This is a genomic window from Stenotrophomonas sp. Steno-C17 (assembly GCF_056393165.1).
Window position 1 is genome coordinate 1 of record NZ_JBWJPD010000032.1, and the last position, 23,892, is coordinate 23,892.

The 23,892-nt window shown below is 66.8% G+C and carries 27 protein-coding genes; 6 read left to right on the top strand and 21 right to left on the bottom strand.

The window, feature by feature from the left end; all coding sequences use genetic code 11:
- Positions 1-194: 194 nt before the first annotated feature.
- The 4 genes from AC06FA_RS19560 to rlmE form a co-directional block, all read right to left on the bottom strand.
- Positions 195-698 carry a hypothetical protein gene (locus AC06FA_RS19560; protein WP_478069742.1) on the bottom strand — a complete coding sequence of 168 codons (504 nt, stop codon included), beginning with the start codon at positions 696-698 and terminating at the stop codon, positions 195-197.
- 248 nt (positions 699-946) lie between these two features.
- The gene (locus AC06FA_RS19565) at positions 947-1,135 is read right to left on the bottom strand and encodes a hypothetical protein (RefSeq protein ID WP_108749239.1); all 189 of its coding nucleotides are present in this window, start codon (positions 1,133-1,135) and stop codon (positions 947-949) included.
- A 95-nt stretch (positions 1,136-1,230) separates the two neighbouring features.
- On the bottom strand, positions 1,231-3,168 hold the full coding sequence (gene ftsH / locus AC06FA_RS19570) for an ATP-dependent zinc metalloprotease FtsH (protein WP_478069743.1): 1,938 nt from the start codon (positions 3,166-3,168) through the stop codon (positions 1,231-1,233).
- A gap of 67 nt (positions 3,169-3,235) precedes the next feature.
- Positions 3,236-3,868 carry a 23S rRNA (uridine(2552)-2'-O)-methyltransferase RlmE gene (rlmE, locus tag AC06FA_RS19575; protein WP_006431652.1) on the bottom strand — a complete coding sequence of 211 codons (633 nt, stop codon included), beginning with the start codon at positions 3,866-3,868 and terminating at the stop codon, positions 3,236-3,238.
- Between the two features lie 64 nt (positions 3,869-3,932).
- On the opposite strand from rlmE, the gene yhbY reads away from it, so the two are divergent.
- Positions 3,933-4,238 carry a ribosome assembly RNA-binding protein YhbY gene (gene yhbY / locus AC06FA_RS19580; protein WP_108752746.1) on the top strand — a complete coding sequence of 102 codons (306 nt, stop codon included), beginning with the start codon at positions 3,933-3,935 and terminating at the stop codon, positions 4,236-4,238.
- Between the two features lie 12 nt (positions 4,239-4,250).
- A complete protein-coding gene (locus tag AC06FA_RS19585) occupies positions 4,251-4,625 on the top strand; it encodes an Mth938-like domain-containing protein (RefSeq protein ID WP_478069744.1) in 375 nt (124 codons plus the stop codon).
- A gap of 27 nt (positions 4,626-4,652) precedes the next feature.
- Here AC06FA_RS19585 and AC06FA_RS19590 read toward each other — a convergent pair whose 3' ends face one another.
- From AC06FA_RS19590 to surE, 5 genes are all read right to left on the bottom strand, one after another.
- Positions 4,653-5,141, bottom strand: a complete 489-nt coding sequence (locus AC06FA_RS19590; RefSeq protein WP_478069745.1) for a YqhG/Tai3 family protein — start codon at positions 5,139-5,141, stop codon at positions 4,653-4,655.
- A gap of 342 nt (positions 5,142-5,483) precedes the next feature.
- A complete protein-coding gene (locus tag AC06FA_RS19595) occupies positions 5,484-6,266 on the bottom strand; it encodes a peptidoglycan DD-metalloendopeptidase family protein (RefSeq protein ID WP_478069746.1) in 783 nt (260 codons plus the stop codon).
- A complete protein-coding gene (locus AC06FA_RS19600) occupies positions 6,263-6,877 on the bottom strand; it encodes a YqaA family protein (protein ID WP_478069747.1) in 615 nt (204 codons plus the stop codon). The genes AC06FA_RS19595 and AC06FA_RS19600 overlap by 4 nt, the downstream gene beginning before the upstream one ends.
- Before the next feature lie 19 nt (positions 6,878-6,896).
- On the bottom strand, positions 6,897-7,574 hold the full coding sequence (locus AC06FA_RS19605) for a protein-L-isoaspartate(D-aspartate) O-methyltransferase (RefSeq protein ID WP_478069748.1): 678 nt from the start codon (positions 7,572-7,574) through the stop codon (positions 6,897-6,899).
- Entirely contained in the window at positions 7,571-8,350 is a 780-nt protein-coding gene (gene surE, locus AC06FA_RS19610; RefSeq protein WP_478069765.1) for a 5'/3'-nucleotidase SurE, read from the bottom strand. The genes AC06FA_RS19605 and surE overlap by 4 nt, the downstream gene beginning before the upstream one ends.
- A 209-nt stretch (positions 8,351-8,559) precedes the next feature.
- Between surE and AC06FA_RS19615 the strand changes: the two genes are divergently transcribed.
- The gene (locus AC06FA_RS19615; protein ID WP_478069749.1) at positions 8,560-9,099 is read left to right on the top strand and encodes a Smr/MutS family protein; all 540 of its coding nucleotides are present in this window, start codon (positions 8,560-8,562) and stop codon (positions 9,097-9,099) included.
- Positions 9,100-9,168: 69 nt separating this feature from the next.
- On the opposite strand, the gene truD is transcribed toward AC06FA_RS19615, so the two are convergent.
- From truD to AC06FA_RS19665, 10 genes are all read right to left on the bottom strand, one after another.
- Entirely contained in the window at positions 9,169-10,200 is a 1,032-nt protein-coding gene (gene truD, locus AC06FA_RS19620) for a tRNA pseudouridine(13) synthase TruD (protein ID WP_478069750.1), read from the bottom strand.
- Entirely contained in the window at positions 10,197-10,694 is a 498-nt protein-coding gene (gene ispF, locus AC06FA_RS19625) for a 2-C-methyl-D-erythritol 2,4-cyclodiphosphate synthase (RefSeq protein ID WP_478069751.1), read from the bottom strand. Before ispF ends, truD begins: the two co-directional genes overlap by 4 nt.
- Positions 10,695-10,728: 34 nt before the next feature.
- The gene (ispD, locus tag AC06FA_RS19630; RefSeq protein ID WP_478069752.1) at positions 10,729-11,427 is read right to left on the bottom strand and encodes a 2-C-methyl-D-erythritol 4-phosphate cytidylyltransferase; all 699 of its coding nucleotides are present in this window, start codon (positions 11,425-11,427) and stop codon (positions 10,729-10,731) included.
- The gene (ftsB, locus tag AC06FA_RS19635; RefSeq protein WP_312707085.1) at positions 11,424-11,774 is read right to left on the bottom strand and encodes a cell division protein FtsB; all 351 of its coding nucleotides are present in this window, start codon (positions 11,772-11,774) and stop codon (positions 11,424-11,426) included. Before ftsB ends, ispD begins: the two co-directional genes overlap by 4 nt.
- Before the next feature lie 4 nt (positions 11,775-11,778).
- Positions 11,779-13,071, bottom strand: a complete 1,293-nt coding sequence (eno, locus tag AC06FA_RS19640) for a phosphopyruvate hydratase (protein WP_478069753.1) — start codon at positions 13,069-13,071, stop codon at positions 11,779-11,781.
- A 53-nt stretch (positions 13,072-13,124) separates the two neighbouring features.
- Entirely contained in the window at positions 13,125-13,517 is a 393-nt protein-coding gene (locus tag AC06FA_RS19645) for a hypothetical protein (protein WP_478069754.1), read from the bottom strand.
- 45 nt (positions 13,518-13,562) lie between these two features.
- Complete coding sequence (locus AC06FA_RS19650) at positions 13,563-13,919, bottom strand: hypothetical protein (RefSeq protein ID WP_478069755.1); 357 nt, start codon at positions 13,917-13,919, stop codon at positions 13,563-13,565.
- A complete protein-coding gene (gene kdsA / locus AC06FA_RS19655; RefSeq protein WP_108749223.1) occupies positions 13,916-14,746 on the bottom strand; it encodes a 3-deoxy-8-phosphooctulonate synthase in 831 nt (276 codons plus the stop codon). The genes AC06FA_RS19650 and kdsA overlap by 4 nt, the downstream gene beginning before the upstream one ends.
- Before the next feature lie 88 nt (positions 14,747-14,834).
- Positions 14,835-16,499 (bottom strand): CTP synthase, encoded by a 1,665-nt coding sequence (locus tag AC06FA_RS19660; RefSeq protein ID WP_312707093.1) that lies wholly within the window; start codon positions 16,497-16,499, stop codon positions 14,835-14,837.
- Between the two features lie 399 nt (positions 16,500-16,898).
- Positions 16,899-17,135, bottom strand: a complete 237-nt coding sequence (locus AC06FA_RS19665) for a hypothetical protein (protein ID WP_108751520.1) — start codon at positions 17,133-17,135, stop codon at positions 16,899-16,901.
- A 160-nt stretch (positions 17,136-17,295) separates the two neighbouring features.
- On the opposite strand from AC06FA_RS19665, the gene parE reads away from it, so the two are divergent.
- The 3 genes from parE to AC06FA_RS19680 all read left to right on the top strand — a co-directional run bounded on the left by parE (position 17,296) and on the right by AC06FA_RS19680 (position 21,533).
- Positions 17,296-19,185, top strand: a complete 1,890-nt coding sequence (gene parE / locus AC06FA_RS19670; RefSeq protein WP_108749221.1) for a DNA topoisomerase IV subunit B — start codon at positions 17,296-17,298, stop codon at positions 19,183-19,185.
- Between the two features lie 169 nt (positions 19,186-19,354).
- Positions 19,355-19,930 (top strand): GNAT family N-acetyltransferase, encoded by a 576-nt coding sequence (locus tag AC06FA_RS19675; RefSeq protein WP_478069756.1) that lies wholly within the window; start codon positions 19,355-19,357, stop codon positions 19,928-19,930.
- 109 nt (positions 19,931-20,039) lie between these two features.
- The gene (locus AC06FA_RS19680) at positions 20,040-21,533 is read left to right on the top strand and encodes a S10 family peptidase (protein WP_478069757.1); all 1,494 of its coding nucleotides are present in this window, start codon (positions 20,040-20,042) and stop codon (positions 21,531-21,533) included.
- Between the two features lie 471 nt (positions 21,534-22,004).
- Here the strand turns inward: AC06FA_RS19680 and AC06FA_RS19685 are convergent, their stop codons facing one another.
- Together AC06FA_RS19685 and AC06FA_RS19690 are read right to left on the bottom strand one after the other, a co-directional pair.
- Positions 22,005-23,126, bottom strand: a complete 1,122-nt coding sequence (locus tag AC06FA_RS19685; RefSeq protein WP_108752730.1) for an inorganic phosphate transporter — start codon at positions 23,124-23,126, stop codon at positions 22,005-22,007.
- A 13-nt stretch (positions 23,127-23,139) separates the two neighbouring features.
- Entirely contained in the window at positions 23,140-23,766 is a 627-nt protein-coding gene (locus AC06FA_RS19690; RefSeq protein WP_079221423.1) for a DUF47 domain-containing protein, read from the bottom strand.
- Positions 23,767-23,892: the final 126 nt, after the last annotated feature.

A 23,892-nucleotide genomic window follows, 5' to 3' on the forward strand; every position in this document is an offset into this window, starting at 1 on the left:
CTGCGGTCCTGCCCACCCACACCGCCCCGCCTCTGACAGATTCCCGCGAGCTGTCCGAACGGCACGGGGTCGGATCCCGTTGCTGCGCAACGGGCTCTGACCCCGGATTGAGTTCGATATCTGACAGATTCATCCACGCATGGCGTGGATCTACTGGACGCCGGCCAACTCTCGAAGGTGGGGAGGTGTCCGGATCAGAGGTTACCCAGGCGCGCGTTGTCTACCGGGGCAGCCAACCAGCCAGCCAGGTCTTCGCCAATCGCGTTGACGGTGCGGTCCAGCACCGTGCAGGACCCCTTGAAGCCGGCAAAGGCGCCGCCGCGGGACACCCGGCGCGCCGTGACCGTTGCGATCTGGCGACCATCCTCGAACACCACGCCACGCACTGCAGCTGACTTGAAGTGCCCGGTAAAGGCATTGCCTGCACTCTGCGCCTCGACCAGTTCAAGCTTCAACGAGCGGCCGCTGCCGCTGTCGACCCCTACCGGCCCGGACACAATGGTGTTGCCGTGGCGGCTGGCGTTGGAAGCCAGCGACTGCGCAAGCGTGGCGCCGATGCTGCACTCGCTCTTGATGGCCTCGGCGATGATCGCCGATTCACTGAAAGGTACCGGCTGGACGACGCGGATTTCAGCGGCGGCGGCGGGCAGAACAAGCGTCGCCAGCCCTGCCAGGGCAAGCGGAAGCAGCAGTTTCATGGTGATCCCCTGTAGACCCGGCCTCCCCCTATGGCGGCCGTGGTGGCGCATCCTGACCCGCAGCAGCGGTAGGACGCAAGGCCCGCCCAATCCACGCGTGGCGTGGATCTACCGTGTCGACCAAGGTCGACACCTACCAACAGCACACGGATTCCGCCCCGCCAATCCGCGGAATGCCCGCACTTGCTCTGCTGTTGCCGTTGCTTGAGGCCTCGGCGGGTGCAGGGCGCAGCCCGGCCGGGAAACCCTCAGCGCGGGCGGCGGCGCTTCCGGTCGACGTACAGGGTCTTGATGATGCTCAGGACGATACCGACGCCAATGCCGACACCGCAGCCCAGCAGCAGGTTGTCCAGGGTCAGCCCGACCACGACACCCACGATCGTGGCGATGACCATTTCAACGGTGTGCGAGATCGGCTGCGGCGGGGGAATGGACATGCGGGCTCCAGCGAAAGACAGGGATGCGGGGTGTAGCACGGAAACAACGAGGCCGGGTTGCCCCGGCCTCGTCTGCGTACAGCGGTGGCAGGCCGTCAGTGCGACTCGGCCGGGCCGGCGATCGGCGGCAGCGGACGGGCGTCGCCGCCCTTGTCGTTGCTGCCACCATCCTTGTTGGACTTGTTCCAGCCCATCGGCGGCGGCGGGTCGCGACCTTCCATGATCGCGTCGATCTGCGGCGCGTCGATGGTTTCGTACTGCAGCAGCAGCTGCGACATGGCGTGCAGCTTGTCCAGGTTGGCCGTCATCAGCTCGGTGGTGCGCGCATAGGCCTCGTCAAGGATGTTGCGCACTTCCTCGTCGATCCGGCGCGCGGTGTCATTGGACACGCTCTTGTGCTGGGTAACCGAACGGCCCAGGAACACCTCGTCGTCCTCTTCGCCATAGGCGATCGGGCCGAGCTGGTCGGACAGACCCCACTTGGTGACCATGTTGCGGGCCATCTTGGTGGCGCGCTCGATGTCGTTGGACGCACCGGTGGTGACCTTGTCGGCACCGAAGATCAGCTCTTCGGCCACGCGACCACCGTACAGCGAGCACAGCTGCGACTTGATCGCCACGCGGTTCATCGAATAACGGTCGCCTTCCGGCAGGTACATGGTCACACCCAGCGCACGGCCGCGCGGAATGATGGTGACCTTGTAAACCGGATCGTGCTCGGGCACCAGGCGGCCAACGATGGCGTGGCCAGCCTCGTGGTAGGCCGTCAGGGTCTTCTCTTCTTCGCTCATGGCCATCGAGCGGCGCTCGGCACCCATCAGGATCTTGTCGCGGGCACGATCGAAGTGGTCCATGCGGACTTCCTTCTCGTTGCCGCGCGCGGCGAACAGGGCCGCTTCGTTGCAGAGGTTGGCCAGATCGGCACCGGAGAAGCCCGGGGTGCCGCGCGCGATCACCATCGGCTCGACGTCGTCGGCCAGCGGCAGCTTGCGCATGTGCACCTTCAGGATGTGCTCGCGGCCCTTCACGTCCGGCAGGCCGACCACGACCTGACGGTCGAAGCGACCCGGGCGCAGCAGCGCCGGGTCCAGCACGTCGGGACGGTTGGTCGCGGCGATCACGATCACGCCTTCGCCACCTTCGAAACCGTCCATCTCGACCAGCAGCTGGTTCAGGGTCTGCTCGCGCTCGTCGTGACCGCCGCCCAGGCCGGCACCGCGATGGCGACCGACGGCGTCGATTTCATCGATGAAGATGATGCACGGCGCGTGCTTCTTGGCCTGCTCGAACATGTCGCGCACGCGGCTGGCGCCGACGCCGACGAACATTTCCACGAAATCCGAACCGGAGATCGAGAAGAAGGGCACCTTGGCTTCGCCGGCGATGGCCTTGGCCAGCAGCGTCTTGCCGGTACCCGGCGGGCCGACCATCAGCACGCCGCGCGGAATCTTGCCGCCCAGCTTGGTGAACTTGGACGGATCGCGCAGGAAGTCGACCAGTTCGCCCACTTCTTCCTTGGCCTCGTCGCAACCGGCAACGTCGGCGAAGGTGACCTTGATCTGGTCTTCGCCCTGCAGCTTGGCCCGCGACTTGCCGAAGGACATCGCGCCCTTGGCACCGCCGCCGCCGCCCTGCATCTGGCGCATGATGAACAGCCAGAAGCCGATGATCAGGATGACCGGCAGGAAGTTCATCAGGATGGCCGCGAAGGAAATGCCGCTGGACGGCTGTTCCTGCACGATGTCCACGTTCTTGGTGCGCAGCACGTTGATCAGGTCGCGATCAGCCGGCGCGGACACCGTGGCCGTCTGGCCACCGCGGGTGGTGTAGGTGATTTCATTGGTCAGGCCGCGCGAGTCGCCACCGAAAGTGACCTTCTGCACGTTGCCGCTGTCCACCTGGTCCAGGAACTGCGAATACGATGCGGCCTGCGCCCCGGCCCCGGAGGACTTGGGCGAGAAGCTCTGGAAGACCACCATCAGCACGACGGCGACGACCACCCATAGCAGGAGGTTCTTGGTCAAGTCGTTCATCCTCATTGGCTCCAGCGTTCCTCTTTCAGTGCGGGCATTGCGTTGGGGTCGAGCTTACGGGTCGAGCTTACTTCATGTGGGCGCGTTTTCCCTGACCCAAGGCGTAGACCTCGGGGGAACGCTTGCGCGAGGCTTCCGGCTTGCGGATGGAGACCTTGTCGTAGCGACGGCGCATTTCACGCACGTAGTCATCGAAGCCCTCGCCCTGGAACAGCTTGATCAGGAACGCCCCACCGGTCTTCAGGTGGTTGTCGGCGAAATCCAGCGCCAGCTCTGCCAGGTGCATCATCCGCGGCTGGTCGACCGCGCCTACACCACTCTTATTGGGGGCCATGTCCGACAGCACAAGGTCTACCGGCTGATCGCCCAGCATGGCTTCGAACTGCGATAGGACGGCTTCTTCCCTGAAGTCACCGTGAAGGAACTCCACGCCAGCCAGCGGCGGCATGTCCAGGATGTCCAGGGCCAGCACGCGGCCGGTGTCGCCAATCTGTCTCCGTACCTGCTGAGACCAGCCGCCCGGCGCGGCGCCGAGATCGACCACGACCATGTGCGGCTTCAGCAACCGGTCACGTTCGAGCAGCTCTTCGAGCTTGTAGGCCGCGCGCGAGCGCATGCCTTCGGCCTGTGCCTTCTTCACGAAGGGGTCGGAGAAGTGTTCCTTGAGCCAGCGCTGGCTGCTTTTGCTGCGGGTAGCCATTGGAAATAGGGGGTTACGGGGTCGTCATGATACCCTGATCACCCCATTCAACCGTGTTTTCTGCATGCCCATCGCCCTGACCGCTTCCCAGACCCGTTTCCTGCGCGGCCAAGCCCACGATCTGAAGGCACTGCTGCAGACCGGCGGCAAGGGCATCACGCCCGCGTTCATCGCCGAGCTGAACGAGGTGCTGGAGCGCCACGAACTGGTCAAAGTGAAGGTGGCCGCTGAAGATCGCGACGCCCGTGACGTGATGATCGGCGAGATTGTCGAGGCGACCGAAGCCGCGCTGGTGCAGCGCATCGGCCATGTGGCCGTGCTCTACCGCCCCAGCAAGGAACAGCGCCAGATCGTGCTTCCGCGCGGCTGATCGCCCTGCCCCATGCAGCTGAACCACGAACCGCCTGATTACGCTTACAGCCTGCGCGCGGCCGATGGCCGTAGCGCGCGGGTGAATGACCAGTCCCTGTCCAGCAGCTTCTTCCTGACCCCGGACCAGCTGGTGCAGGCGTGGCCGGTCACGCACGCCGGCGCGCTGCAGTTGGCTGACCTGGAACCGATCCTGGCGCTGAACCCGGCGCTGATCGTGCTGGGCACCGGCGATCGCCAGGTGTTCCCGCCCGCCGTGGTGATGGCCGCGTGCCTGTCGCGCGGCATCGGCCTGGAAGTGATGAACAATCCAGCCGCCGCGCGCACCTTCAACATTCTTGCCGGCGAAGGCCGCAAGGTAGCCGCCGCCTTCATTCTGGAAGGCTGAGGCCGGACCGCCGGGCATGGCCCGGCGCTAGCGGTCCGTCGCGGTGCAACGGTAGGCCGAGAACGCCTTCAAACGGCCGATCAGGCTGCCGCCCTGACCCCAGCGGATGTCCATGACCCGCCAGTCCGGGCCCTGCTTCTGCAGCAGCAGCCGGTCAGTCCAGCGGTAGTCACCCACCGCCATAGCAACGTCGAGCCAGATCGCGTCGCCGCTCGTCACGGGAACCGCTACCGAGACCGATTCCGGCCGGTCCGGTGCGTACAGGTACGGGCTCTGGTCCAGCATGTGCGGCTTTTCATCGGGCGCGGCCAGCGCCGTGCAGGCCTGTTCGTAACCGCGCTGCGCGTCGATGGCCGCGCGCAGGGCGTCGCCCAGCAGCGGTGCGGTCACCGCCTGATCCGGCCCATTGGCCTGCACCGCGGCATAGAAGCGGGTGGCGACCGCGTGCGGGTCGTTGGCCGCTGCAGCCAGCGGCGTGGCGGCGAGAAGCAGCAACGCTGGAAGAGTACGGATCATGCGGCACCGCAATGCGTAGGGGCTTTTGCAGAATGCCGCGTTCACGGGCAAGCGGGAAGATGGATTTGCGACAGGCAATGCCGCAAACGACCACCCTGCCCCGCAGCCAGGCCTACGCCGGGCCAGGCCCGGCCCGGCCGGCGCTACCCGTATCTGCCCGCGCTTTCGTGTGGGCGCGAAGAGCCGCCGGGCTCGGCCCGGCGCTACCCGTATCTGCCCGCGCTTTCGTGTGGGCGCGAAGAGCCGCCGGGCATGGCCCGGCGCTACCCGTATCTGCCCGCGCTTTCGTGTGGGCGCGAAGAGCCGCCGGGCATGGCCCGGCGCTACCCGTATCTGCCCGCGCTAGCGCGCCGGCAGATACTGCTGCGGGTCGACCGGCTTGCCGTTGTAGCGGATCTCGAAGTGCAGCATGTCGCGGTTGGCCCCGGTACGGCCCATTTCCGCGATCTGCTCGCCGGCTTTCACGTTCTGACCTTCGTTCACCAGACGCTTGCGGTTGTGGCCATAGGCCGACAGCCACTGGTCGTTGTGCTTGATGATGATCAGCTCGCCGTAGCCCACCAGGCCCGCACCGGAGTACACCACCACGCCGTTGGCCGCCGCGCGCACCGGGGCACCGCTGCTGCCAGCGATGTCCACACCCTGCTTGGTGGCATCACCGGCCACATAACGCCCCACGACCGCGCCGTCTGCCGGCCAGCGCCAGGCGATGCTGCTTTTCACCGGGGTTGCCGGGGTCGCGCTTGGCGCGGGCGTTGCGCTGCTGCCAGTGCCGGTGGCGGGACGCGGCGCGGTGACCACGGTGGTGGGCGCGCGACCGCTGCCCGCGCCCTGCGGATACAGGCGGATGACTTGGCCCGGATAGATCTGCGAGGGGTTGTCCAGGCGGTTCCAGGCAATCAGGTCGGCAGGCGTGATGTCATGGATGCGGGCCAGCGCGTAGATGGTGTCGCCCTTGCGCACCACCACCGTCTGACCCGGCTTGGGCACCGAGGTCTTTGGCGTACTGGTGGCGGCGCCGCCACCCGGGCGCACCACCGTGGCGGTGCCGCAGGCGGCCAGCGTGGAAACCAGCAACGCCAGCGCGCCGATGCGCACTCCCTTGCCCAGACCTTGTGCATTCATGCGAACTTCGACCTCCATACAAGCCAGGCAACCAGCGCCACCACCATCGCGGTGGCGATCCAGCCCAGCGGTTCAATCCAGCGCCGCAGCGCAGCTTCCGCGCGCGGGCCGCCGATGCGGATCACCGCGGCCAGAACGTACACGCGCTTGCCACGACCGATCAGCATGCTCAACAGATACTGCGGCATCGGCACCCCGACGATACCCGATGCCCACGTGAAGACCTTCATCGGAATCGGCATGAAGCCGCCCAGCACCAGGAACGTGAACACCGCCCACGGCGATTCGGCCATCTTCGCCTGCACGGTGGCAATGCCGTCTTCAATCGCCGGCAACATGCCCATCAGTTCGAACAGCGGCTTCACCGCCTCGAAGGCGTAGTGGCCCAGCGCATAGCCCACCACGGCGCCGACCATGGAGCCGGCCAGGCTGAGGGTCGCGAACCACCAGCCACGCTTGGGCTGGGCCACGCACATCGGCGCCAGCATCACCTCCGGCATGACCGGGAAAATGATGGCTTCGAAGAAGCTCAACACGGTCAGATACGTCGGTGCGCGCTCGTGTGCCGCCCATTTCATCGCCCGCTCGTACAGCGGCCCGAAAATCTTCATGCAACCCTGCTCCCTGGATTCAATCAAGCATGCCGGACAGCAGCGGCACGAACGTGACCGGTGCCAGCACGCGCTGTTCAATACTTCCGTCTGCCTTGCGATCAAGCTGCACCAGCGACTGCCCGCCGGGGCCACCCACCGGGGCCACAAGGCGTCCCCCGACGGCGAGTTGTTCAACCAGGGCATCGACCAGGGCCGGTGCCGCGGCGGTTACCACCACCGCGTCGAACGGACCATGCTCGGCCCAGCCGACACGGCCATCGTCATGTTTGGTGCGGATGTTCATGCCCAGCGCACGGAAGCGCTTGCGCGCCTGCCGCAGCAGGTCGCCAATGCGTTCGACGGTATAGACCTCCAGCCCGACCGCGCCCAGCACCGCGGCCTGGTAGCCCGAGCCGGTGCCCACTTCCAGCACCTTCTTCGGCGCCACCTGCAGCACGGCTTCGGTCATGCGCGCGACCACCCAGGGCTGCGAGATGGTCTGGCCGTGGCCGATCGGCAGCGCCGTATCTTCGTAAGCCCGCGACGCCAATGCTTCATCGATGAACAGATGGCGCGGCACCACCCGGATGGCGTTGAGCGTGGTTTCGTCGGCAATGCCGGCCTCGCGCAGGCGGTCGACCAGACGGTCGCGCACACGCTGCGAGGTCATGCCGATGCCAACCGCTTCCGGTTGCAGGCGCAGGCGCGGGCTCATGCCGGCCGGTCCAGCGCGGCGCTCAGCCCGCCGACCCAGCTGGCCACCTTCTCCAGCGCCTGGTAGCGGGTCAGATCGACCTGGATGGGCGTGATCGAAATGTGCCCGGTGCGCACGGCATGGAAGTCGGTGCCGGGGCCGGAGTCCTGCTCGCGGCCGGCCGGACCGATCCAGTACACCTCGTTGCCGCGCGGATCTTTCTGCGCGATGCACCCTTCGGCACGGTGGCGGTTGCCCAGGCGGGTCACTTCAAACCCCTTGACCTCACCCCACGGCAGATCCGGCACGTTGACATTGAGGATGGTGTCGGCCGGCAGCGGGTCGGCCTTGAGCCGTGCAACGATTTCCACCGCGGCACGCGCAGCGGTCTCGAAATGCTTCGGATCGTGGTTGCGGCTGACCAGCGACACCGCCACTGCCGGCAGCCCCAGGAAGCGACCTTCCATGGCGGCCGAAACCGTGCCGGAATAAATGACATCGTCGCCGAGGTTGGCGGCGTTGTTGATGCCCGACACGACGATATCCGGTTCGAACTCAAGCAGCCCGGTCAGCGCCAGATGCACGCAATCGGTCGGCGTGCCCGCCACCGAGACGGTGTAGTGGTCGATGCGCTTGAGCCGGATCGGCAGATCCAGCGTCAATGAATTGCTGGCACCGGACCGGTCGCGGTCGGGTGCGACCACTGTCACTTCATGCCCGGCCTCGCGCAGCACCGTGGCCAGCATCCGGATGCCAGCGGCGTCTACGCCGTCGTCGTTGCTGACCAGGATCCGCATGTTCGATTTAACCGCTTGATTTTCCAAGAATTCGATTCCATCACCTTGCCGCGTGGGCGGGACCGGCAGCCGCCCCCTCGGGAACCGGCGATCTCGCAAGTGCGCCGGCTATTGTGCCGCAAGCGGGGCGCGGGTCCTACCCTGCCGGCGGTCACGGACGCGATTGAAACGCCATAGGCACCGCATCGCCGGCGGTTTACCCTGTGCGCATGTCGCACCCAGAAGATGAAGACCCCGCCGCACTGTTCCGCGCGGCCATCGGCGAAGTCACTCCGCTGCGCAAGGATGCCGAACCGGCCCCGGCCGCGCCACGGCCGAAGCCGCGCGCGCGCATGGCCGAACGCGACGAACAGGAAGCGGCCGGTGAGTTCGCCCGTCTGCTGCGCGACAGCAGCCCGCTGGAGGCCGGCGATACCGCCAGCTACCGGCGCGATGCGCTGCCGCCGCGCATGTTCCAGCGGCTCAAGCGCGGCCAGTATTCCGTGCAGGATGAGCTGGACCTGCATGGCGCCACCGCCGCGCAGGCCGAAGTGCTGCTGCGGCAGTTCCTGCTGGAAGCGCATGCGCATGAGTTCGGCTGCGTGCGCATCATCCATGGCAAGGGGCTGCAGTCCGATGGCGGTGCGCCGGTGCTGAAGAACCTGGTCGATCGTCTGTTGCGGCTGCGCAACGATGTGCTGGCGTTTCATTCGGCGCCGCCCGGACAGGGCGGCACCGGCGCGGTGCTGGTGTTGTTGGCGCGACGGTGAAGCATTCATCCACGCATGGCGTGGATCTACTGGGCGCAATGGGCGTGAATGCGCCGCACTGCCGGGCCTTCACCCCTGCGAGGCGTCTTCGACCGGCCCCAGCTCGTGCAGCACTGCGGTGGCGTAGCAGCCCGGCGGCAGTGCGAACGACAGCTCCAGCACATCGTCGGCCAGCCACTGGTGCTGCAGCAACGCCGGGCGCAGGCGCAGTGCACGACGCTCCTGCTTCAGGCGGGCGTCCTCCAGGCCTGCGCGCAGCGCCTTGGACTCTTCATCGTCCAGCGCGCCCAGTTCCAGTTCGCGCGCGGCATCGGTGCTGCGCAGCTCGCCTTCGCCCCACAACGGGGCGCTGGGATGGATGTCGAAGCGCGCCAGGCGCTCAGCCAGCGCGTCGCTGTACGGCTCAGGACCGAACACGCTGCGACTGCCGTCCAGCATCCACACCTCGCCCGGCAACGGCTGGTCCCAGCTGCCCTGCTCCACGCGCGCGGCCAGCACGCGGTTGAACAGCGCCGAACGGGCCGCCGACAGCAGCAGCGAACGCTGGTCCTTGCGCATGCGGCGACCACCAAACATGGCCAGCGCTGCCGGCACGTTGCCGCCATCGCGACCGAAGCGCTGTTCGCCAAACCAGTTCGGCAGCCCGCGCACCGCAATCTGCTGCAGCCGTTCGCTGATCGCCGCGGCGTCACCGTGCACGTCGCGCAGGACCAGCTTGAACCGATTGCCGGCCAGCGCGCCGCGCTGCAGCTTGCGGTTGTGCCAGGTGGCGTCGAGCACCTCGACTTCTTCGCTGGCCAAGGTCGCCAGGTCCGGCGCCACGCGCTTGGGCAGGTGTACGCTGAAACGCTGCGTGGTGACGGCGTGGCGGTCCTTCATGCCGGCATAGCTGACCGCCATTTCCGGCAGGCCGGCCCAGGCGGCCAGCAGCTTGGCCACATGCACGGTGTTGGCACCGCGCTTGCGGATGTGCAGCAGCAGGTGCTCGCCCTCGCCCGTGGCCTCGAAGGCCGGCAGCTCGTCCACCTGGAAGTCTTCCGGCGTGCTGCGGATGCGTGCGCGCAGCAACGGCGCACCGAACGCCAACGGCACGGGAATCATGCGGCCACCAGCAGCACCACGGCCTGCGCGGCAATGCCTTCGCCACGCCCGGTGAAGCCCAGCTTCTCCGACGTGGTCGCCTTCACGCTGACGGCGTCCATCGGCAGTTGCAGCAGATCGCCGATGCGCTCCCGCATGGCCAGCGCATGCGGACCGACCTTGGGGCGCTCGCAGATGACGGTGATGTCGGTGTTGCCGACCCGCCAGCCGCGCTCGCGCAGCAGGCTGTTGCAGTGGCGCACGAAGTCGCTGCTGTCAGCACCCTTCCAGCGGTCGTCGCTGGGCGGGAAATGCTGGCCGATGTCGCCCAGCGCAAGTGCCCCCAGCATCGCATCGCACAGCGCATGCAGAATCACGTCGCCATCGCTGTGGGCCAGGACGCCGCAGCTGTGCGGCACGTTCACGCCGCCAAGCATGATGTGGTCGCCTTCACCGAAGGCATGGACGTCGTAGCCCTGGCCGATACGGACGGGCGGGAACGGAGCGGTGCTCATGGATGCAACCCTTGCAACAGGGCCGCGCGGGCGTTCAACCGGCGCGGCGGGAAAGTACGAATTCGAAACGGTCCAGATCGGCCGGCGTGGTGACCTTGAAGTTGTCCTCGCTGCCTTCCACCAGCAGCGGGCGATGGCCCTGGCGCTCCATGGCCATGGCCTCGTCGGTCACCTCGACCCCGGCGGCAGCGGCCTCGGCCAATGCGCGGGCCAACTGGTGGCGACGGAACAACTGCGGGGTCAGCGCGCGCCACAGGCGTGCGCGTGGCTCGGTGGCATCGATGCCACCGTCGTCACCGGCACGCTTGAGCGTGTCGCGCACCGGCGCGGCCAGGATCGCACCGACCGGGTCTGCGCGCCCCACTTCCAGCAACCGGCCCAGATCGGCCGCTGACAGATTCGGGCGCGCCGCGTCGTGCACAAGCACGAATTCATCGGCACGCACGCTGTCAGGCAGCGCCTGCAGCCCGGCCAGCACCGATGCGGCACGGGTGGCACCGCCGGTGCAGGTCAACACGGGTTTGCCGGCCCATTCGGTCCAGCCCGGCCAGTCGGCGTCTTCCGGACCCAGCACGACCATCACCCCGGCCACCGCCGGATGCGCCAGCAGCGCATCCAGGGTGTGGGCCAGCAGGATCCTGCCCGCCACCGGCAGGTACTGCTTGGGCAACGGCGCACCGAAACGGGCGCCACGGCCAGCGGCCGGCACCACCACCCAGATGGCCGCGCTCATGGCACATCCGCCGGGTGGTCGCCGGTCTGTGCCGCCACCGGAGCCGGTGCCGGCGGACGCGACGCGGCGTCCTCGACCACGCGATAGAACTTCTCGCCGGGCTTGATCATGCCCAGCTCGCTGCGTGCGCGCTCTTCGATGGCGGCCTGGCCTTCCTTCAGGTCCTTTACTTCCGCAGCCAGCGCATCGTTGCGCTGCTGCAGACCTTCGTTGTCCCGTTCCTGGTTGGCGACCTGGGCTTCGAGCATCATCACTTCACCCGAATTGCCCGGGCCGAACCAGAAACGGTACTGCAGCCATGCCAGCAGCAGGGCCAGCACCAGCAGCAGCCAGCGCCAATCGCGCATGGGTTCAGCGCTTCAGCGAAACGAAGGCGTCACGACCCGCGTAACGCGCGCCGGCGCCGAGGGCTTCCTCGATGCGCAGCAGCTGGTTGTACTTGGCCACGCGATCGCTGCGGCACAGCGAGCCGGTCTTGATCTGGGTGGCCGTGGTGGCCACCGAGATGTCGGCGATGGTGGTGTCTTCGGTTTCGCCCGAACGGTGCGAGACCACGGCGGCATAGCCGGCGCGGTCGGCCATGGCGATCGCTTCCAGGGTTTCGCTGAGCGTACCGATCTGGTTGACCTTGATCAGGATCGCGTTGGCGGTGCCCGAGTCGATGCCTTCCTGGAAGATCTTCGGGTTGGTGACGAACAGATCGTCGCCGACCAGCTGCACCTGCTTGCCGATGCGATCGGTCAGCAGCTTCCAGCCGGCCCAGTCGTTCTCGGCCAGGCCATCTTCAATGGTGATGATCGGGTACTGCGCGGCCCAGTCGGCCAGGAAGTCGACGAACTGCTCGGAGGTCAGGCGCTTGTTCTCGCCCACCAGGTTGTACTTGCCGTTCTCGTAGAACTCGCTGGAGGCCACGTCCAGGCCCAGCAGCACGTCTTCACCGGCGGTGTAGCCGGCCTTGCCGATCGCTTCCAGGATGGTGTCCAGCGCTTCGACGTTGCTGCGGAAGTCCGGTGCGAAGCCGCCTTCATCGCCCACGGCGGTGCTCAGGCCGTGGCCCTTCAGCACCGACTTCAGCGAATGGAAGATCTCGGTGCCGGCGCGCAGCGCTTCGGAGAACGAGGTGAAGCCGACCGGCAGCACCATGAACTCCTGGAAATCGACGTTGTTGTCGGCGTGCGCACCGCCGTTGATGATGTTCATCATCGGCACCGGCAGCGACGGCGTGGCGCCGGTCTTGCCGGCCAGGTACTGCCACAGGGCCTGCTTGCTGGACGCGGCGGCGGCGTGCGCGGCAGCCATGGAAACACCCAGCAGCGCGTTGGCGCCCAGGCGGCCCTTGTTCTCGGTGCCGTCCAGATCGATCAGACGGCGGTCCAGGCCAGCCTGGTCGACGGCATCAAAACCCTTCAGCGCGCCGGCGATCGTGGTGTTGACGTTCTCCACGGCCTTGCGCACGCCCTTGCCCAGGTAACGGGTCTTGTCGCCGTCGCGCAGCTCCACCGCTTCCTTGGTGCCGGTCGAGGCGCCGGAGGGAACCGCGGCGCGACCGAACGAACCGTCCTCCAGGATGACTTCGGCTTCCAGCGTGGGGTTGCCACGGCTGTCGAGGATTTCACGGGCGTGGATGCTGCGGATCGTACTCATGGTCGGACCGGTTACCTGTAAGGAGAGGAGGCGACAAAACGAATGCCGCGTGATTATCCCCGGCTGCCCGCCGCTTGCCAAATGGTGTCGCCGATCACGACCGGATCCTGGCCCGGCAGCAGCATCGGCACGGCCACGATCATGCCCAACAGGGCCAGCAGCAGCGCTGCCACGGCGGCCATGGCACGACCGCGCTGCGCCCGCCAGGCCAGCACCGAGGCCACGCCACTGCCCAGCGCGGACAACACCAGCACACTCAAGGCTGCAAACAAGGCGACCTGTACCGACTCCAGCGCGTGGCTGCCATCGCCGGGCGACCCGATGGCCGAGAGAAACACCAGCAGACCCGCGCCGAGGGACACCCAGGCCAACACGGCCAGCGCCAGTGCGCACAGGCCCCACGGCCACGGACGGCGCGAAGCGGGCGCGGAAGATGTCGGATTCATGAGGTGAATGGGCTCCCCGCCCAGGTAGAGACGATCACGGGGCAATTACCACTGGGCTGCCACGACCCAGCCCACCAGCACCGCCAAGGCAAGCAACAGCAGCGCCGCCAGCGAGGCCGCGCCGCGCGCACGGCGAAGGTGCCAGCCCAGACCGGCGCTCACCGCACTCACCACGCACGATACGGCGGCCGTGTTCAGGCAGGCCCAGGCCAGCGTGTGCTGCCAGCGCGGCGCGGCACCGTCGCCCGGCATCCGCATGCTTCCCGCGGCCAGCAACACGGCATAGCCCAACGCCGCCCACATCAACAGGCCGAAGGCCACGGCCACCCAGCCCCAGGACCACTGCCGCCAGTGCCGCCGGCGACGCTGGGCTTCCAGCGCCGCCCACGGGTCACGACTCACGCGAAGCGCGAGAAGCCGTGCTTCTTGGTCACCGCATCGAGCTCCATCAGGGTCTCGAGCAGGGCTTCCATCTGGTCCAGCGGCCACGCATTGGGGCCATCGGACAACGCCTTGGACGGGTCCGGATGCGTTTCGGCGAACAGGCCGGAGATGCCCACGGCCACGGCGGCACGCGCCAGCACCGGCACGTGTTCGCGCTGGCCACCGGAGCTGGTGCCCTGCCCGCCCGGCAACTGCACCGAATGGGTGGCATCGAACACCACCGGGCAGCCGGTATCACGCATCACCGCCAGCGAACGCATGTCGCTGACCAGGTTGTTGTAGCCGAAGCTGGCACCGCGTTCGCAGACCATGATCTGCTCGTTGCCGGTGGACTTGGCCTTCTCAACGACCGGCTTCATGTCCCACGGCGCCAGGAACTGGCCCTTCTTGATGTTGACCGGCTTGCCGGCGGCACACACCTTGCGGATGAAATCGGTCTGCCGGACCAGGAATGCCGGGGTCTGCAGCACGTCCACCACCGAGGCCACTTCGTCCATCGGAGTGTATTCATGCACGTCGGTCAGCACCGGCACGCCGATCTGCTTCTTCACTTCGGCCAGCACTTTCAGGCCTTCTTCCATGCCCGGGCCGCGGAACGCGGTGCCCGAGGTCCGGTTGGCCTTGTCGAAGCTCGACTTGAAGATGAAGTTGACGCCAAGCTTGTCGGTGATCTCCTTCAGCTTGCCGGCGGTATCGAGCTGCAGCTGCATCGACTCGATCACGCAGGGGCCGGCGATCAGGAACAGGGGCTGGTCCAGCCCGACCTCGAATCCACACAGTTTCATGGCGTTTCCTTGTTTGTCCGCTGCGCCGGGACGACCGGCGCGCTGGGTTGAAGCATGCAGGATGGGGGCCGAGGCCCCCATTCACAAGTCAGGCGCGGGCTTCGGCCAGCAGTGCGCCACCGGCCTTGCGCTCACGCGCGGCGCGGATGAAGCCGATGAACAGCGGGTGGCCGTCGCGCGGCGTGGACAGGAATTCCGGATGCGCCTGGCAGGCCAGGAACCACGGGTGCGCATCGCGCGGCAGCTCCACCACTTCCACCAGGGTGTCGTCCATCGACTTGCCGGAGATCACCAGGCCGGCATCTTCCAGCTGGGTGCGGTAGCGGTTGTTGAACTCGTAGCGGTGGCGATGGCGCTCGGCCACCACGTCCTTGCCGTACAGCTCGCGGGCCAGGGTGCCCGGCTTCAGGCGCTGCTCCTGCAGGCCAAGGCGCATGGTGCCACCGAGGTCGCTCTTGTCGTCGCGCTTCTCGACGTCGCCGGTGGCGGTACGCCATTCGGTGATCAGGCCGATCACCGGGTCCGGCGACTGGCGGTCGTTCTCGGTGCTGTTGGCCTGCTCCAGGCCCAGCACGTGGCGCGCGTAGTCGACCACGGCGGCCTGCATGCCGTAGCAGATGCCGAAGTACGGCACGCTGTTCTGGCGGGCGAACTGCGAGGTCAGCACCTTGCCCTCGAAACCACGGTCACCGAAGCCGCCCGGCACCAGGATGCCGTCGACATCGGCCAGTGCGGCCATGTCGGTGCCTTCCAGGTCCTGCGCTTCCAGCCACTTCAGGTTGACCTTGGTGCGCTGGCGCAGGCCGCCGTGCTTGAGCGCTTCGCCGACCGACTTGTAGGCGTCCTGGTGGTCGACGTACTTGCCGACCACGGCGATGGTCACTTCATCCAGCGGGTGCAGGGTGGCATCGACGGCGTCTTCCCACATCGACAGATCCACCGGGCCGACCTTGTCGGCCAGCTTCAGCTGGTTCACCACGATCTCGTCCAGGCCCTGCGCGTGCAGGCCCGACGGGATGCGGTACAGCACGTCCACGTCCGGCACGCTGATGACGGCGCGTTCGGAGACGTTGGTGAACTGGGCGATCTTGCGGCGCTCCGAATCGGGCACCGCCTGCTCGGAACGGCACAGCAGCACGTCCGGCTGGATGCCGATCGAGCGCAGTTCCTTCACCGAATGCTGGGTCGGCTTGGTCTTCAGTTCACCGGCGGCACCAATGTAGGGCACCAGGGTGAGGTGCATGAACAGCGCCTTTTCCGGGCCGCGCTCGGTGCGCACCTGGCGGATGGCTTCCAGGAACGGCAGCGATTCGATGTCGCCCACCGTGCCGCCGATCTCCACCAGGGCCACGTCGTAGCCCTCGGTGGCTTCGTCGATGCAGCGGCGGATTTCATCGGTGATGTGCGGGATGACCTGCACGGTCGCGCCCAGGTAGTCGCCGCGGCGCTCCTTGCGGATCACGTTCTCATAGATGCGGCCGGTGGTGACCGAGTTCTTGCGGCTCAGGCGCGTGCGCACGAAACGCTCGTAATGGCCCAGGTCGAGGTCGGTCTCGGCGCCATCGTCGGTGACATACACCTCACCGTGCTGGAACGGGCTCATGGTGCCCGGGTCCACGTTGATGTACGGGTCGAGCTTCATCATGGTGACCTTCAGGCCACGCGCTTCGAGGATGGCGGCCAGTGACGCAGCGGCAATGCCTTTGCCGAGCGAGGACACCACGCCGCCGGTTACGAAAATCAAGGGAGTCATGGCTGCAAGCATCCTGTCTGGAAATGGAAAACGGCAGCACCGCGCCTGCCCGGGGGGCAGACAGGGTGCAGAAAGGGGGTTTTCCGGTTCGCTGGGGCAGCGAGGGAGGTGCGGACCTGGCCGGCGGCAGGCGCCGGGCGGGAACCTTCGTGCGAGGTCGGGCCGGCCGTGCCGGCCATTTCGACCGTCACCTGCGACCCGCATTGCTGGAGGCCAGACCTGGCCCTTCCAGCCCATTCGCAAAGGGTGGACACGCACTTACTCCCGGAAAGCCATAGTTTACAGATAGAGGGCCGCCAACCCAAGGGGCAGATGACGGCAAGGGCAAAAGAAAACGCCCCGCAATGCGGGGCGTTCAGGAACAGAACCCTTGTACCAAGGGCCTTGGGAGCGGAAGCCTTAACGCTTCTTCCGCGCTTCCTCTTCTTCTTCCTGCTGCGGGACCGGCTGGCCCTTGGCCTTCATTTCGGCATTGGCCTGGGCCCGGCGCTTGGCTTTCGCGTCCGCCTCGGACTGCGCCGCCTTGTCGGCCTGGTCGTTCTGCTGCGGGGCCGGCTGGCCGGCGTTCTGCGCCATGACCAGGGGCACGGCTACGGCTGCAGCGGCCAGGATCGCAATGGTCAGCAACTTCTTCATGGAGTCCTCCTCGCGGTATGGCTTCGACATGGGGGTGCCGGCGTCTGGATTCCAGCGAGGTCCATTTTACCCCCTCCGTGCAGCCGAGGCTGAACCGCAGGCGTGCAAAATCGCGTTCCAGACCGCACACTTGCGCGTCGCTCCAAGCTTCCGAACATAGATGAACGCCCGCTATAACGCCGCCGATATTGAAGTCCTGTCCGGCCTTGACCCGGTCAAGCGCCGTCCCGGCATGTATACCGACACCGCGCGCCCGAACCATCTGGCGCAGGAAGTGATCGACAACTCGGTGGACGAGGCGCTGGCCGGCCATGCCCGCTCGATCGAGATCACCCTGTACAAGGACGGCAGCGTGGAGGTCAGCGATGACGGCCGCGGCATGCCGGTGGACATCCATCCGGAAGAGAAGATCCCCGGCGTGGAGCTGATCCTGACCCGCCTGCACGCGGGCGGCAAGTTCAGCAACAACAACTACACCTTCTCCGGCGGCCTGCACGGCGTCGGCGTCAGCGTGGTCAACGCGCTTTCCACCCTGGTGGAAGTGCACATCAAGCGCGAAGGCGCCGAACACCGCATCACCTTCCGCAACGGCGACCGCGCCACCCCGCTGGAAGTGGTCGGCACCGTGGGCAAGAAGAACACCGGTACCCGCGTGCGCTTCTGGCCCGACCCGAAGTACTTCGACACGCCCAAGTTCGCCGTGCGCGCGCTCAAGCACCTGCTGCGCGCCAAGGCCGTGCTGTGCCCGGGCCTGACCGTGAAGCTGACCGACGAGGCCACCGGCGAAGTCGATACCTGGTACTACGAAGACGGCCTGCGCGATTACCTGAAGCTGGAACTGGGCGAGCGCGAGTCGCTGCCGGCCGACCTGTTCGTGGGCAACCTGAAGAAGGACACCGAGGTGGTGGACTGGGCCGTGGCCTGGCTGCCGGAAGGTGAGCTGGTGCAGGAAAGCTACGTCAACCTGATCCCCACCGCCCAGCACGGCACCCACGTGAACGGCCTGCGCACCGGCCTGACCGAGGCGCTGCGCGAATTCTGCGACTTCCGCAACCTGCTGCCGCGCGGCGTCAAGCTGGCCCCGGAAGACGTGTGGGACCGCGTGTCGTTCGTGCTGTCGCTGAAGATGACCGATCCGCAGTTCAGCGGCCAGACCAAGGAACGCCTGTCCTCGCGCCAGGCCGCTGGCTTTGTCGAAGGCGCCGCACACGATGCCTTCAGCCTGCTGCTGAACCAGAACGTGGAACTGGGCGAGAAGATCGCGCAGATCGCCATCGAGCGCGCCAGTGCCCGCCTGAAGACCGAAAAGCTGGTGGTGCGCAAGAAGGTCACCCAGGGCCCTGCCCTGCCCGGCAAACTGGCCGACTGCATCAGCCAGGACCTGTCGCGCACCGAACTGTTCCTGGTGGAAGGTGATTCGGCAGGCGGCAGTGCCAAGCAGGCGCGCGACAAGGATTTCCAGGCCATCATGCCGCTGCGAGGCAAGATCCTGAATACCTGGGAAGTGTCGTCCAACAGCGTGCTGGCCTCGGAAGAAGTGCACAACCTGGCCATCGCCATCGGCTGTGACCCGGGCAAGGATGACATCAGCGGGCTGCGCTACGGCAAGGTGGTGATCCTGGCCGACGCCGACTCCGACGGACTGCACATCGCCACGCTGTTGACCGCCCTGTTCCTGAAGCACTTCCCGGCGCTGGTCGATGCCGGCCACGTGTTCGTGGCGATGCCGCCGCTGTTCCGCATCGACGTGGGCAAGCAGGTGTTCTACGCGCTGGACGAGGAAGAGAAGCGTTCCATGCTGGACAAGATCGAGCGCGAGAAGATCAAGGGCGCAGTGAACGTGACCCGCTTCAAGGGCCTGGGTGAAATGAATCCGCCGCAGCTGCGCGAATCCACCATCCATCCCGATACGCGCCGCCTGGTGCAGCTGACCGTGGACGATGGCGAGCAGACCCGCTCGCTGATGGACATGCTGCTGGCCAAGAAGCGCGCCAGCGATCGCAAGGGCTGGCTGGAAAGCAAGGGCGACCTGGCTTCGCTGGAAGCCTGACCCTGGCGCGGGGTCGGATCCGGTTGCGCAGCAACGGGCTCTGACCCCACGTTGCCGGCGTTGGGGTCAGCGCCCTTTCCTGCGGAAAGGGATCCGACCCCGCCCCTTTCGCCGCCATCGGCAAAGCCGGCGGCGCGATAATGCGCGTTCACCCGCGTGGACCACCGTATTGCCCAGCCACTCGCTGCTGTTCCCGGGCCTGCCGCTGCACAGCGCGCGCCTGGTCCTGAGCCCGATCCGCCGCGACGATGCCGCCGCGCTGTACGCACTGCAGTCCGACACGGAGGTGATGCGCTGGTGGCACCACCCGTCGTGGACGCGCCCGGCCGAAGCGCGCGCGCAGATCGACGATGATCTGGCCGCACAGGCCACCGGCACGCAACTCAAGCTGGCCGTGCGCGAGTCGATCGAGGGCCCGCTGCTGGGCATCTGCGTGGTGTTCGCACTGGATCGTGATGCGCTGCGGGCCGAGATCGGCTACCTGCTGGCGCCGGCGCAACAGGGCCAGGGTTACATGCATGAAGCGCTGCAGCGACTGCTGGACTATCTGTTCCAGACCCTGCAGCTGCATCGCGTGGAAGCGGAGATCGATCCGCGCAATGCACCCTCGGCACACGTACTGGAGCGACTGGGCTTCGCCCGCGAAGGACTGCTGCGGCAGCGCTGGCGCATCCAGGGCGAGCTTTCGGACTCTGCCGTGTACGGCCTGCTGGCCGACGACGCGCGCACGCCGCGGCCGGCTTGACCGAATCTGGCCGCAACGGACCGCAGGGCTGGGCCATGCCTTTGGACACATACCGCGCGCGCCGCGGGGACCTAGCATCGCAGTCCCCTTCCGCTACCGCTCTGGTGCCATGAAGTCCCTGCTGCACACTGCCACGCTCTGCGTCGGCCTGCTTGTCACGCATGCCGCTGCCCAGGCGGCCCCCGCCGCCGACGCTGCCGAAACCAAGGCGCCCGCCCACGAAGTGACCGCCCTGCCCGCCGATGCGTCGGTGCGGCAGAGCATGCGCCTGGGCGGCCGCACGCTGGATTACACCGCCACGGTCGGCACCCTGCCGGTACGCGATGAGAAGGGCAAGGTGATCGCCGATGTGGTGTTCACGGCCTACACGATGCCGGGCAAGGACCGCCCGGTGACGTTCGCCCTCAATGGCGGCCCCGGCGCATCTTCGGTCTACCTCAACCTGGGGGCGATCGGCCCGAAGGTGGTCACCTTCGGTTCGGAGGGCGACAGTGCGTCGGCACCGGCCACCCTGCATGACAACCCCGGTACCTGGCTGGACTTCACCGACCTGGTATTCATCGACCCGGTGGGCACCGGCTTCAGCCGCGCGCGCATCGGCGATGACGAGGCGAAGAAGCAGCTGTACACCCCCAGCGCGGATATCGAGTACCTGTCCCGCACGATCTACGACTGGCTGCTGCGCAACCAGCGCATGGCCTCGCGCAAGTACCTGACCGGCGAAAGCTACGGCGGTTATCGCGGTCCGCGCATCACCCACTACCTGCAGACCCGTCTGGGCGTGGCCATGAACGGGCTGGTGCTGGTGTCGCCCTACCTGAGCCCGACCCTGGAAGACAATGCCGATGTCTCGCCGATGGCGTGGATGCAGACCCTGCCTTCGATCGCGGCCGCGCAGCTGGAGCGGCAGGGCAAGCTGACCGATGCGGCGATGCGCGAGGTGGTCGAGTACACCCGTGGCGACTATGCAACGGCGTTGATGAAGGGCCGCAGCGATCCGCAGGCGACCGAGGCGATGCTGCGCCGGGTGACCGAATTGACCGGCCTGGATCCGCAGTTCGTGCGCCGTGCCGGTGGCCGACTGGAAACGCAGGCGTACCTGCGCGAGGTGTTCCGTGACAAGGGCACGCTGGGCAGCCGCTACGACTCCAACGTGACTGCGTTCGATCCGTTCCCGAATGATCCGGAGCAGCGCGCCAACGACCCGCTGCTGGACAGCATCATCGCGCCGACCACCACGGCGATGGTCGACTTCGTGACCCGGGTGGTGGGCTGGAAGGTGGATGCGCGTTACCAGGCACTGAACTACGACGTGAACCGGCTGTGGGACCGCAATGGCGACCTGCGCCAGGGCGCGGTGACCCAGCTGCGCCAGGCGGTGGCGATCGACCCGCACCTGCAGGTGCTGATCGTGCATGGCTGGAACGATCTGTCGTGCCCGTTCATGGGTTCGATCCTGACCGTGGACCAGATGCCGACGATGGGCAGCAACCCGGACCGGGTGCAGGTACGCAGCTATCCCGGCGGGCACATGTTCTACAGCCGGGCCGACAGCCAGGCCGCGTTCCGTCGCGATGTACAGGCCCTGTTCCAGCGTAACTGAGGTGGGCTGCAGGCCGGGCCTGCGGCCCGGCACCCGCTGACGGCAACGGCAACGGCAAAAGCAAAAGCCTGCATCCCGGGGGGCGGCGGGACGGGGTGGGCAGGCGGGGGACGGCAAAAACCGCTCCTGCGTGCCTCGTAGAGCGCCATCCATGGCGCTCTGCGCCCCCGCCTGCCCACCCCACCCCGCCCCGCCGCTGACAGGTTCCTGGCGTTGTTGGTGGGTGTCGACCGTTGGTCGGCACGGGCTCTGACCCTGGTTCTGCTCTGGTAGGTGTCGAACTTGGTCGACACGATGGGTGCAGGAGAATGGTTCTGCTTTGGTAGGTGTCGACCTTGGTCGACACGATGGGTCCGGAAGTATGGTTTCTCCCAAGAAAAAAGCCCGCCGGGATCCGGCGGGCTTTTTCTGTTTACGGGGGTCAGTTCCATTTCCCGCAGGGAAAGGGCGCTGACCCCGGGGCTGCCGGCATCAGGTCCAGCCGGCCAGCTCGAACAGCTTCAGGATCAGGTATGCACAGCCACCAGCCGCCGGGATGGTCAGGATCCAGGCCCAGACGATGCGTTCGATCACGCCGAACTTCAGCGAACGCGGGTTCTTGGCGAAGCCCACGCCCATGATCGCGGTGGAAATGCTGTGGGTGGTCGAGACCGGCATGCCGAAGTGGGCGGCCAGGGTCAGGATGGTGGCCGAGCTGGTTTCGGCGGCGAAACCGTGGATCGGGTGCAGCTTGACCATCTTGTGGCCTAGGGTCTTGATGATCTTCCAGCCACCCGAGGCGGTACCGGCAGCCATCACCACCGCACAGGTCAGCACGATCCACATGGCAATGCCGTCGCCGGCGCTGGCATCGGGGTGCATGAAGGCCAGCCATGACGGCAGGTTGTCCAGCGCGCCGGTGGCTTCAGCGCCGATCAGGGTCATGGCGATGATGCCCATGGTCTTCTGCGCGTCGTTGTGGCCGTGGGCGAAGCCCATGTAGGCCGCCGAGGCGATCTGCGCCTTGCCGAAGAACGCGTTGACGATGCGCGGACGGGCCAGGCGGCCGATGGCACCGCCGATCTTGGCCAGGCCGGCGATCAGGCCCCACAGCAGCACCATCACCACGATGCCCAGCAGGAAGCCGGCGATCGGCGAGGTGATCATCGGCACGAACACCTTCCACAGCAGGCCCTTGTTCTGCGCCCAGCTGCCCAGGCGTTCGGACCAGATCAGCGCGTCCCAGTTGTTGTGGGCGGCGGCCAGGCCGGCACCGCACAGACCGCCGATCAGCGCGTGCGAGGAGGAGGACGGCAGGCCCTTCCACCAGGTGATCAGGTTCCAGATGATGCCGCCCAGCAGCGCGCACAGGATCACCTGCGGGGTGACATCGACCACGTTGGTGTTGAGCAGGCCCGAGGCGATGGTCAGCGCCACCGCGGTACCGGTCAGCGCGCCGATGAGGTTCATGAAGGCGGCCAGCATCACCGCCCAGCCGGGCGAGAGCACCTTGGTCGCCACCACGGTGGCAATGGAATTGGCGGTGTCGTGGAAGCCGTTGATGAACTCGAAGACGAGCGCGGCCAGGATCACCACCAGGACAAGGGTCAACATGCGGCGGCGTCCGTCAGCTGTTCTTCAACACGATCTGGTACGCCACCACGCCGGCCTCGCGGCAACGGTCGATGGCCTTTTCCAGGATCTCGAAGAATTCCTTCAGCAGGAACATCTGCAGGTTGTCCAGGCGACCGGAGTAGATGTCGCGGTACAGCTCCAGCATCAGGCGGTCGGCTTCGTTTTCCAGCGAACGCAGCTTCTCGTTCAGCGCGGTCATCCGGTCCAGGTTCATGTGGCGCAGGTCGGCCACCATTTCCACGACCACACCGGCGGCCTGTTCCAGCATCGCCGCGCGCGGCGCGAAGTCGATGTGTTCCAGGTGGGTGGTGGCCAGCGAATAGCGATCGGCGAACTTCTCGATCTGCTTGGGAATCTTGTACAGGGCCGAGCCCAGCGCTTCGATGTCTTCGCGCTCGATCGGGGTCATGAAGCTGTCCACCAGCGCCTGGCTGATCTTGTCCGACGCCGCGCGCTCGCGCAGGCGGGCCAGCTTGAAGGCGTCCAGCGCCGGCTGGCGGTCGGCCTCGCGCAGCATGGAATGCAGCGCCTTGGCGGCGTCGTTGGCCGCGACGGCAGCCTCATCAAGCAGGGTGTAGAACTGTTTGCCGGAACCGAAAATGGTCTGCAGAGAGAACATTGAGAAACCTGTCAGCCGTCGCGGGAAGGACGGCACCAGAGGGAATTATGACGGCTAGATGACCATCACGGGTATACCCGCCCGCTTCCGGGGGTGGAAAACCCCCAACCTGAACAGGCAGTTGCC

Bases quoted from the DNA above. Each gene is read 5' to 3' on its own strand.
- AC06FA_RS19560 (WP_478069742.1), bottom strand. From the start codon at position 698: ATGAAACTGCTGCTTCCGCTTGCCCTGGCAGGGCTGGCGACGCTTGTT.
- AC06FA_RS19565 (WP_108749239.1), bottom strand. From the start codon at position 1,135: ATGTCCATTCCCCCGCCGCAGCCGATCTCGCACACCGTTGAAATGGTC.
- ftsH (WP_478069743.1), bottom strand. From the start codon at position 3,168: ATGAACGACTTGACCAAGAACCTCCTGCTATGGGTGGTCGTCGCCGTC.
- rlmE (WP_006431652.1), bottom strand. From the start codon at position 3,868: ATGGCTACCCGCAGCAAAAGCAGCCAGCGCTGGCTCAAGGAACACTTC.
- yhbY (WP_108752746.1), top strand. From the start codon at position 3,933: ATGCCCATCGCCCTGACCGCTTCCCAGACCCGTTTCCTGCGCGGCCAA.
- AC06FA_RS19585 (WP_478069744.1), top strand. From the start codon at position 4,251: ATGCAGCTGAACCACGAACCGCCTGATTACGCTTACAGCCTGCGCGCG.
- AC06FA_RS19590 (WP_478069745.1), bottom strand. From the start codon at position 5,141: ATGATCCGTACTCTTCCAGCGTTGCTGCTTCTCGCCGCCACGCCGCTG.
- AC06FA_RS19595 (WP_478069746.1), bottom strand. From the start codon at position 6,266: ATGAATGCACAAGGTCTGGGCAAGGGAGTGCGCATCGGCGCGCTGGCG.
- AC06FA_RS19600 (WP_478069747.1), bottom strand. From the start codon at position 6,877: ATGAAGATTTTCGGGCCGCTGTACGAGCGGGCGATGAAATGGGCGGCA.
- AC06FA_RS19605 (WP_478069748.1), bottom strand. From the start codon at position 7,574: ATGAGCCCGCGCCTGCGCCTGCAACCGGAAGCGGTTGGCATCGGCATG.
- surE (WP_478069765.1), bottom strand. From the start codon at position 8,350: ATGCGGATCCTGGTCAGCAACGACGACGGCGTAGACGCCGCTGGCATC.
- AC06FA_RS19615 (WP_478069749.1), top strand. From the start codon at position 8,560: ATGTCGCACCCAGAAGATGAAGACCCCGCCGCACTGTTCCGCGCGGCC.
- truD (WP_478069750.1), bottom strand. From the start codon at position 10,200: ATGATTCCCGTGCCGTTGGCGTTCGGTGCGCCGTTGCTGCGCGCACGC.
- ispF (WP_478069751.1), bottom strand. From the start codon at position 10,694: ATGAGCACCGCTCCGTTCCCGCCCGTCCGTATCGGCCAGGGCTACGAC.
- ispD (WP_478069752.1), bottom strand. From the start codon at position 11,427: ATGAGCGCGGCCATCTGGGTGGTGGTGCCGGCCGCTGGCCGTGGCGCC.
- ftsB (WP_312707085.1), bottom strand. From the start codon at position 11,774: ATGCGCGATTGGCGCTGGCTGCTGCTGGTGCTGGCCCTGCTGCTGGCA.
- eno (WP_478069753.1), bottom strand. From the start codon at position 13,071: ATGAGTACGATCCGCAGCATCCACGCCCGTGAAATCCTCGACAGCCGT.
- AC06FA_RS19645 (WP_478069754.1), bottom strand. From the start codon at position 13,517: ATGAATCCGACATCTTCCGCGCCCGCTTCGCGCCGTCCGTGGCCGTGG.
- kdsA (WP_108749223.1), bottom strand. From the start codon at position 14,746: ATGAAACTGTGTGGATTCGAGGTCGGGCTGGACCAGCCCCTGTTCCTG.
- AC06FA_RS19660 (WP_312707093.1), bottom strand. From the start codon at position 16,499: ATGACTCCCTTGATTTTCGTAACCGGCGGCGTGGTGTCCTCGCTCGGC.
- AC06FA_RS19665 (WP_108751520.1), bottom strand. From the start codon at position 17,135: ATGAAGAAGTTGCTGACCATTGCGATCCTGGCCGCTGCAGCCGTAGCC.
- parE (WP_108749221.1), top strand. From the start codon at position 17,296: ATGAACGCCCGCTATAACGCCGCCGATATTGAAGTCCTGTCCGGCCTT.
- AC06FA_RS19680 (WP_478069757.1), top strand. From the start codon at position 20,040: ATGAAGTCCCTGCTGCACACTGCCACGCTCTGCGTCGGCCTGCTTGTC.
- AC06FA_RS19685 (WP_108752730.1), bottom strand. From the start codon at position 23,126: ATGTTGACCCTTGTCCTGGTGGTGATCCTGGCCGCGCTCGTCTTCGAG.
- AC06FA_RS19690 (WP_079221423.1), bottom strand. From the start codon at position 23,766: ATGTTCTCTCTGCAGACCATTTTCGGTTCCGGCAAACAGTTCTACACC.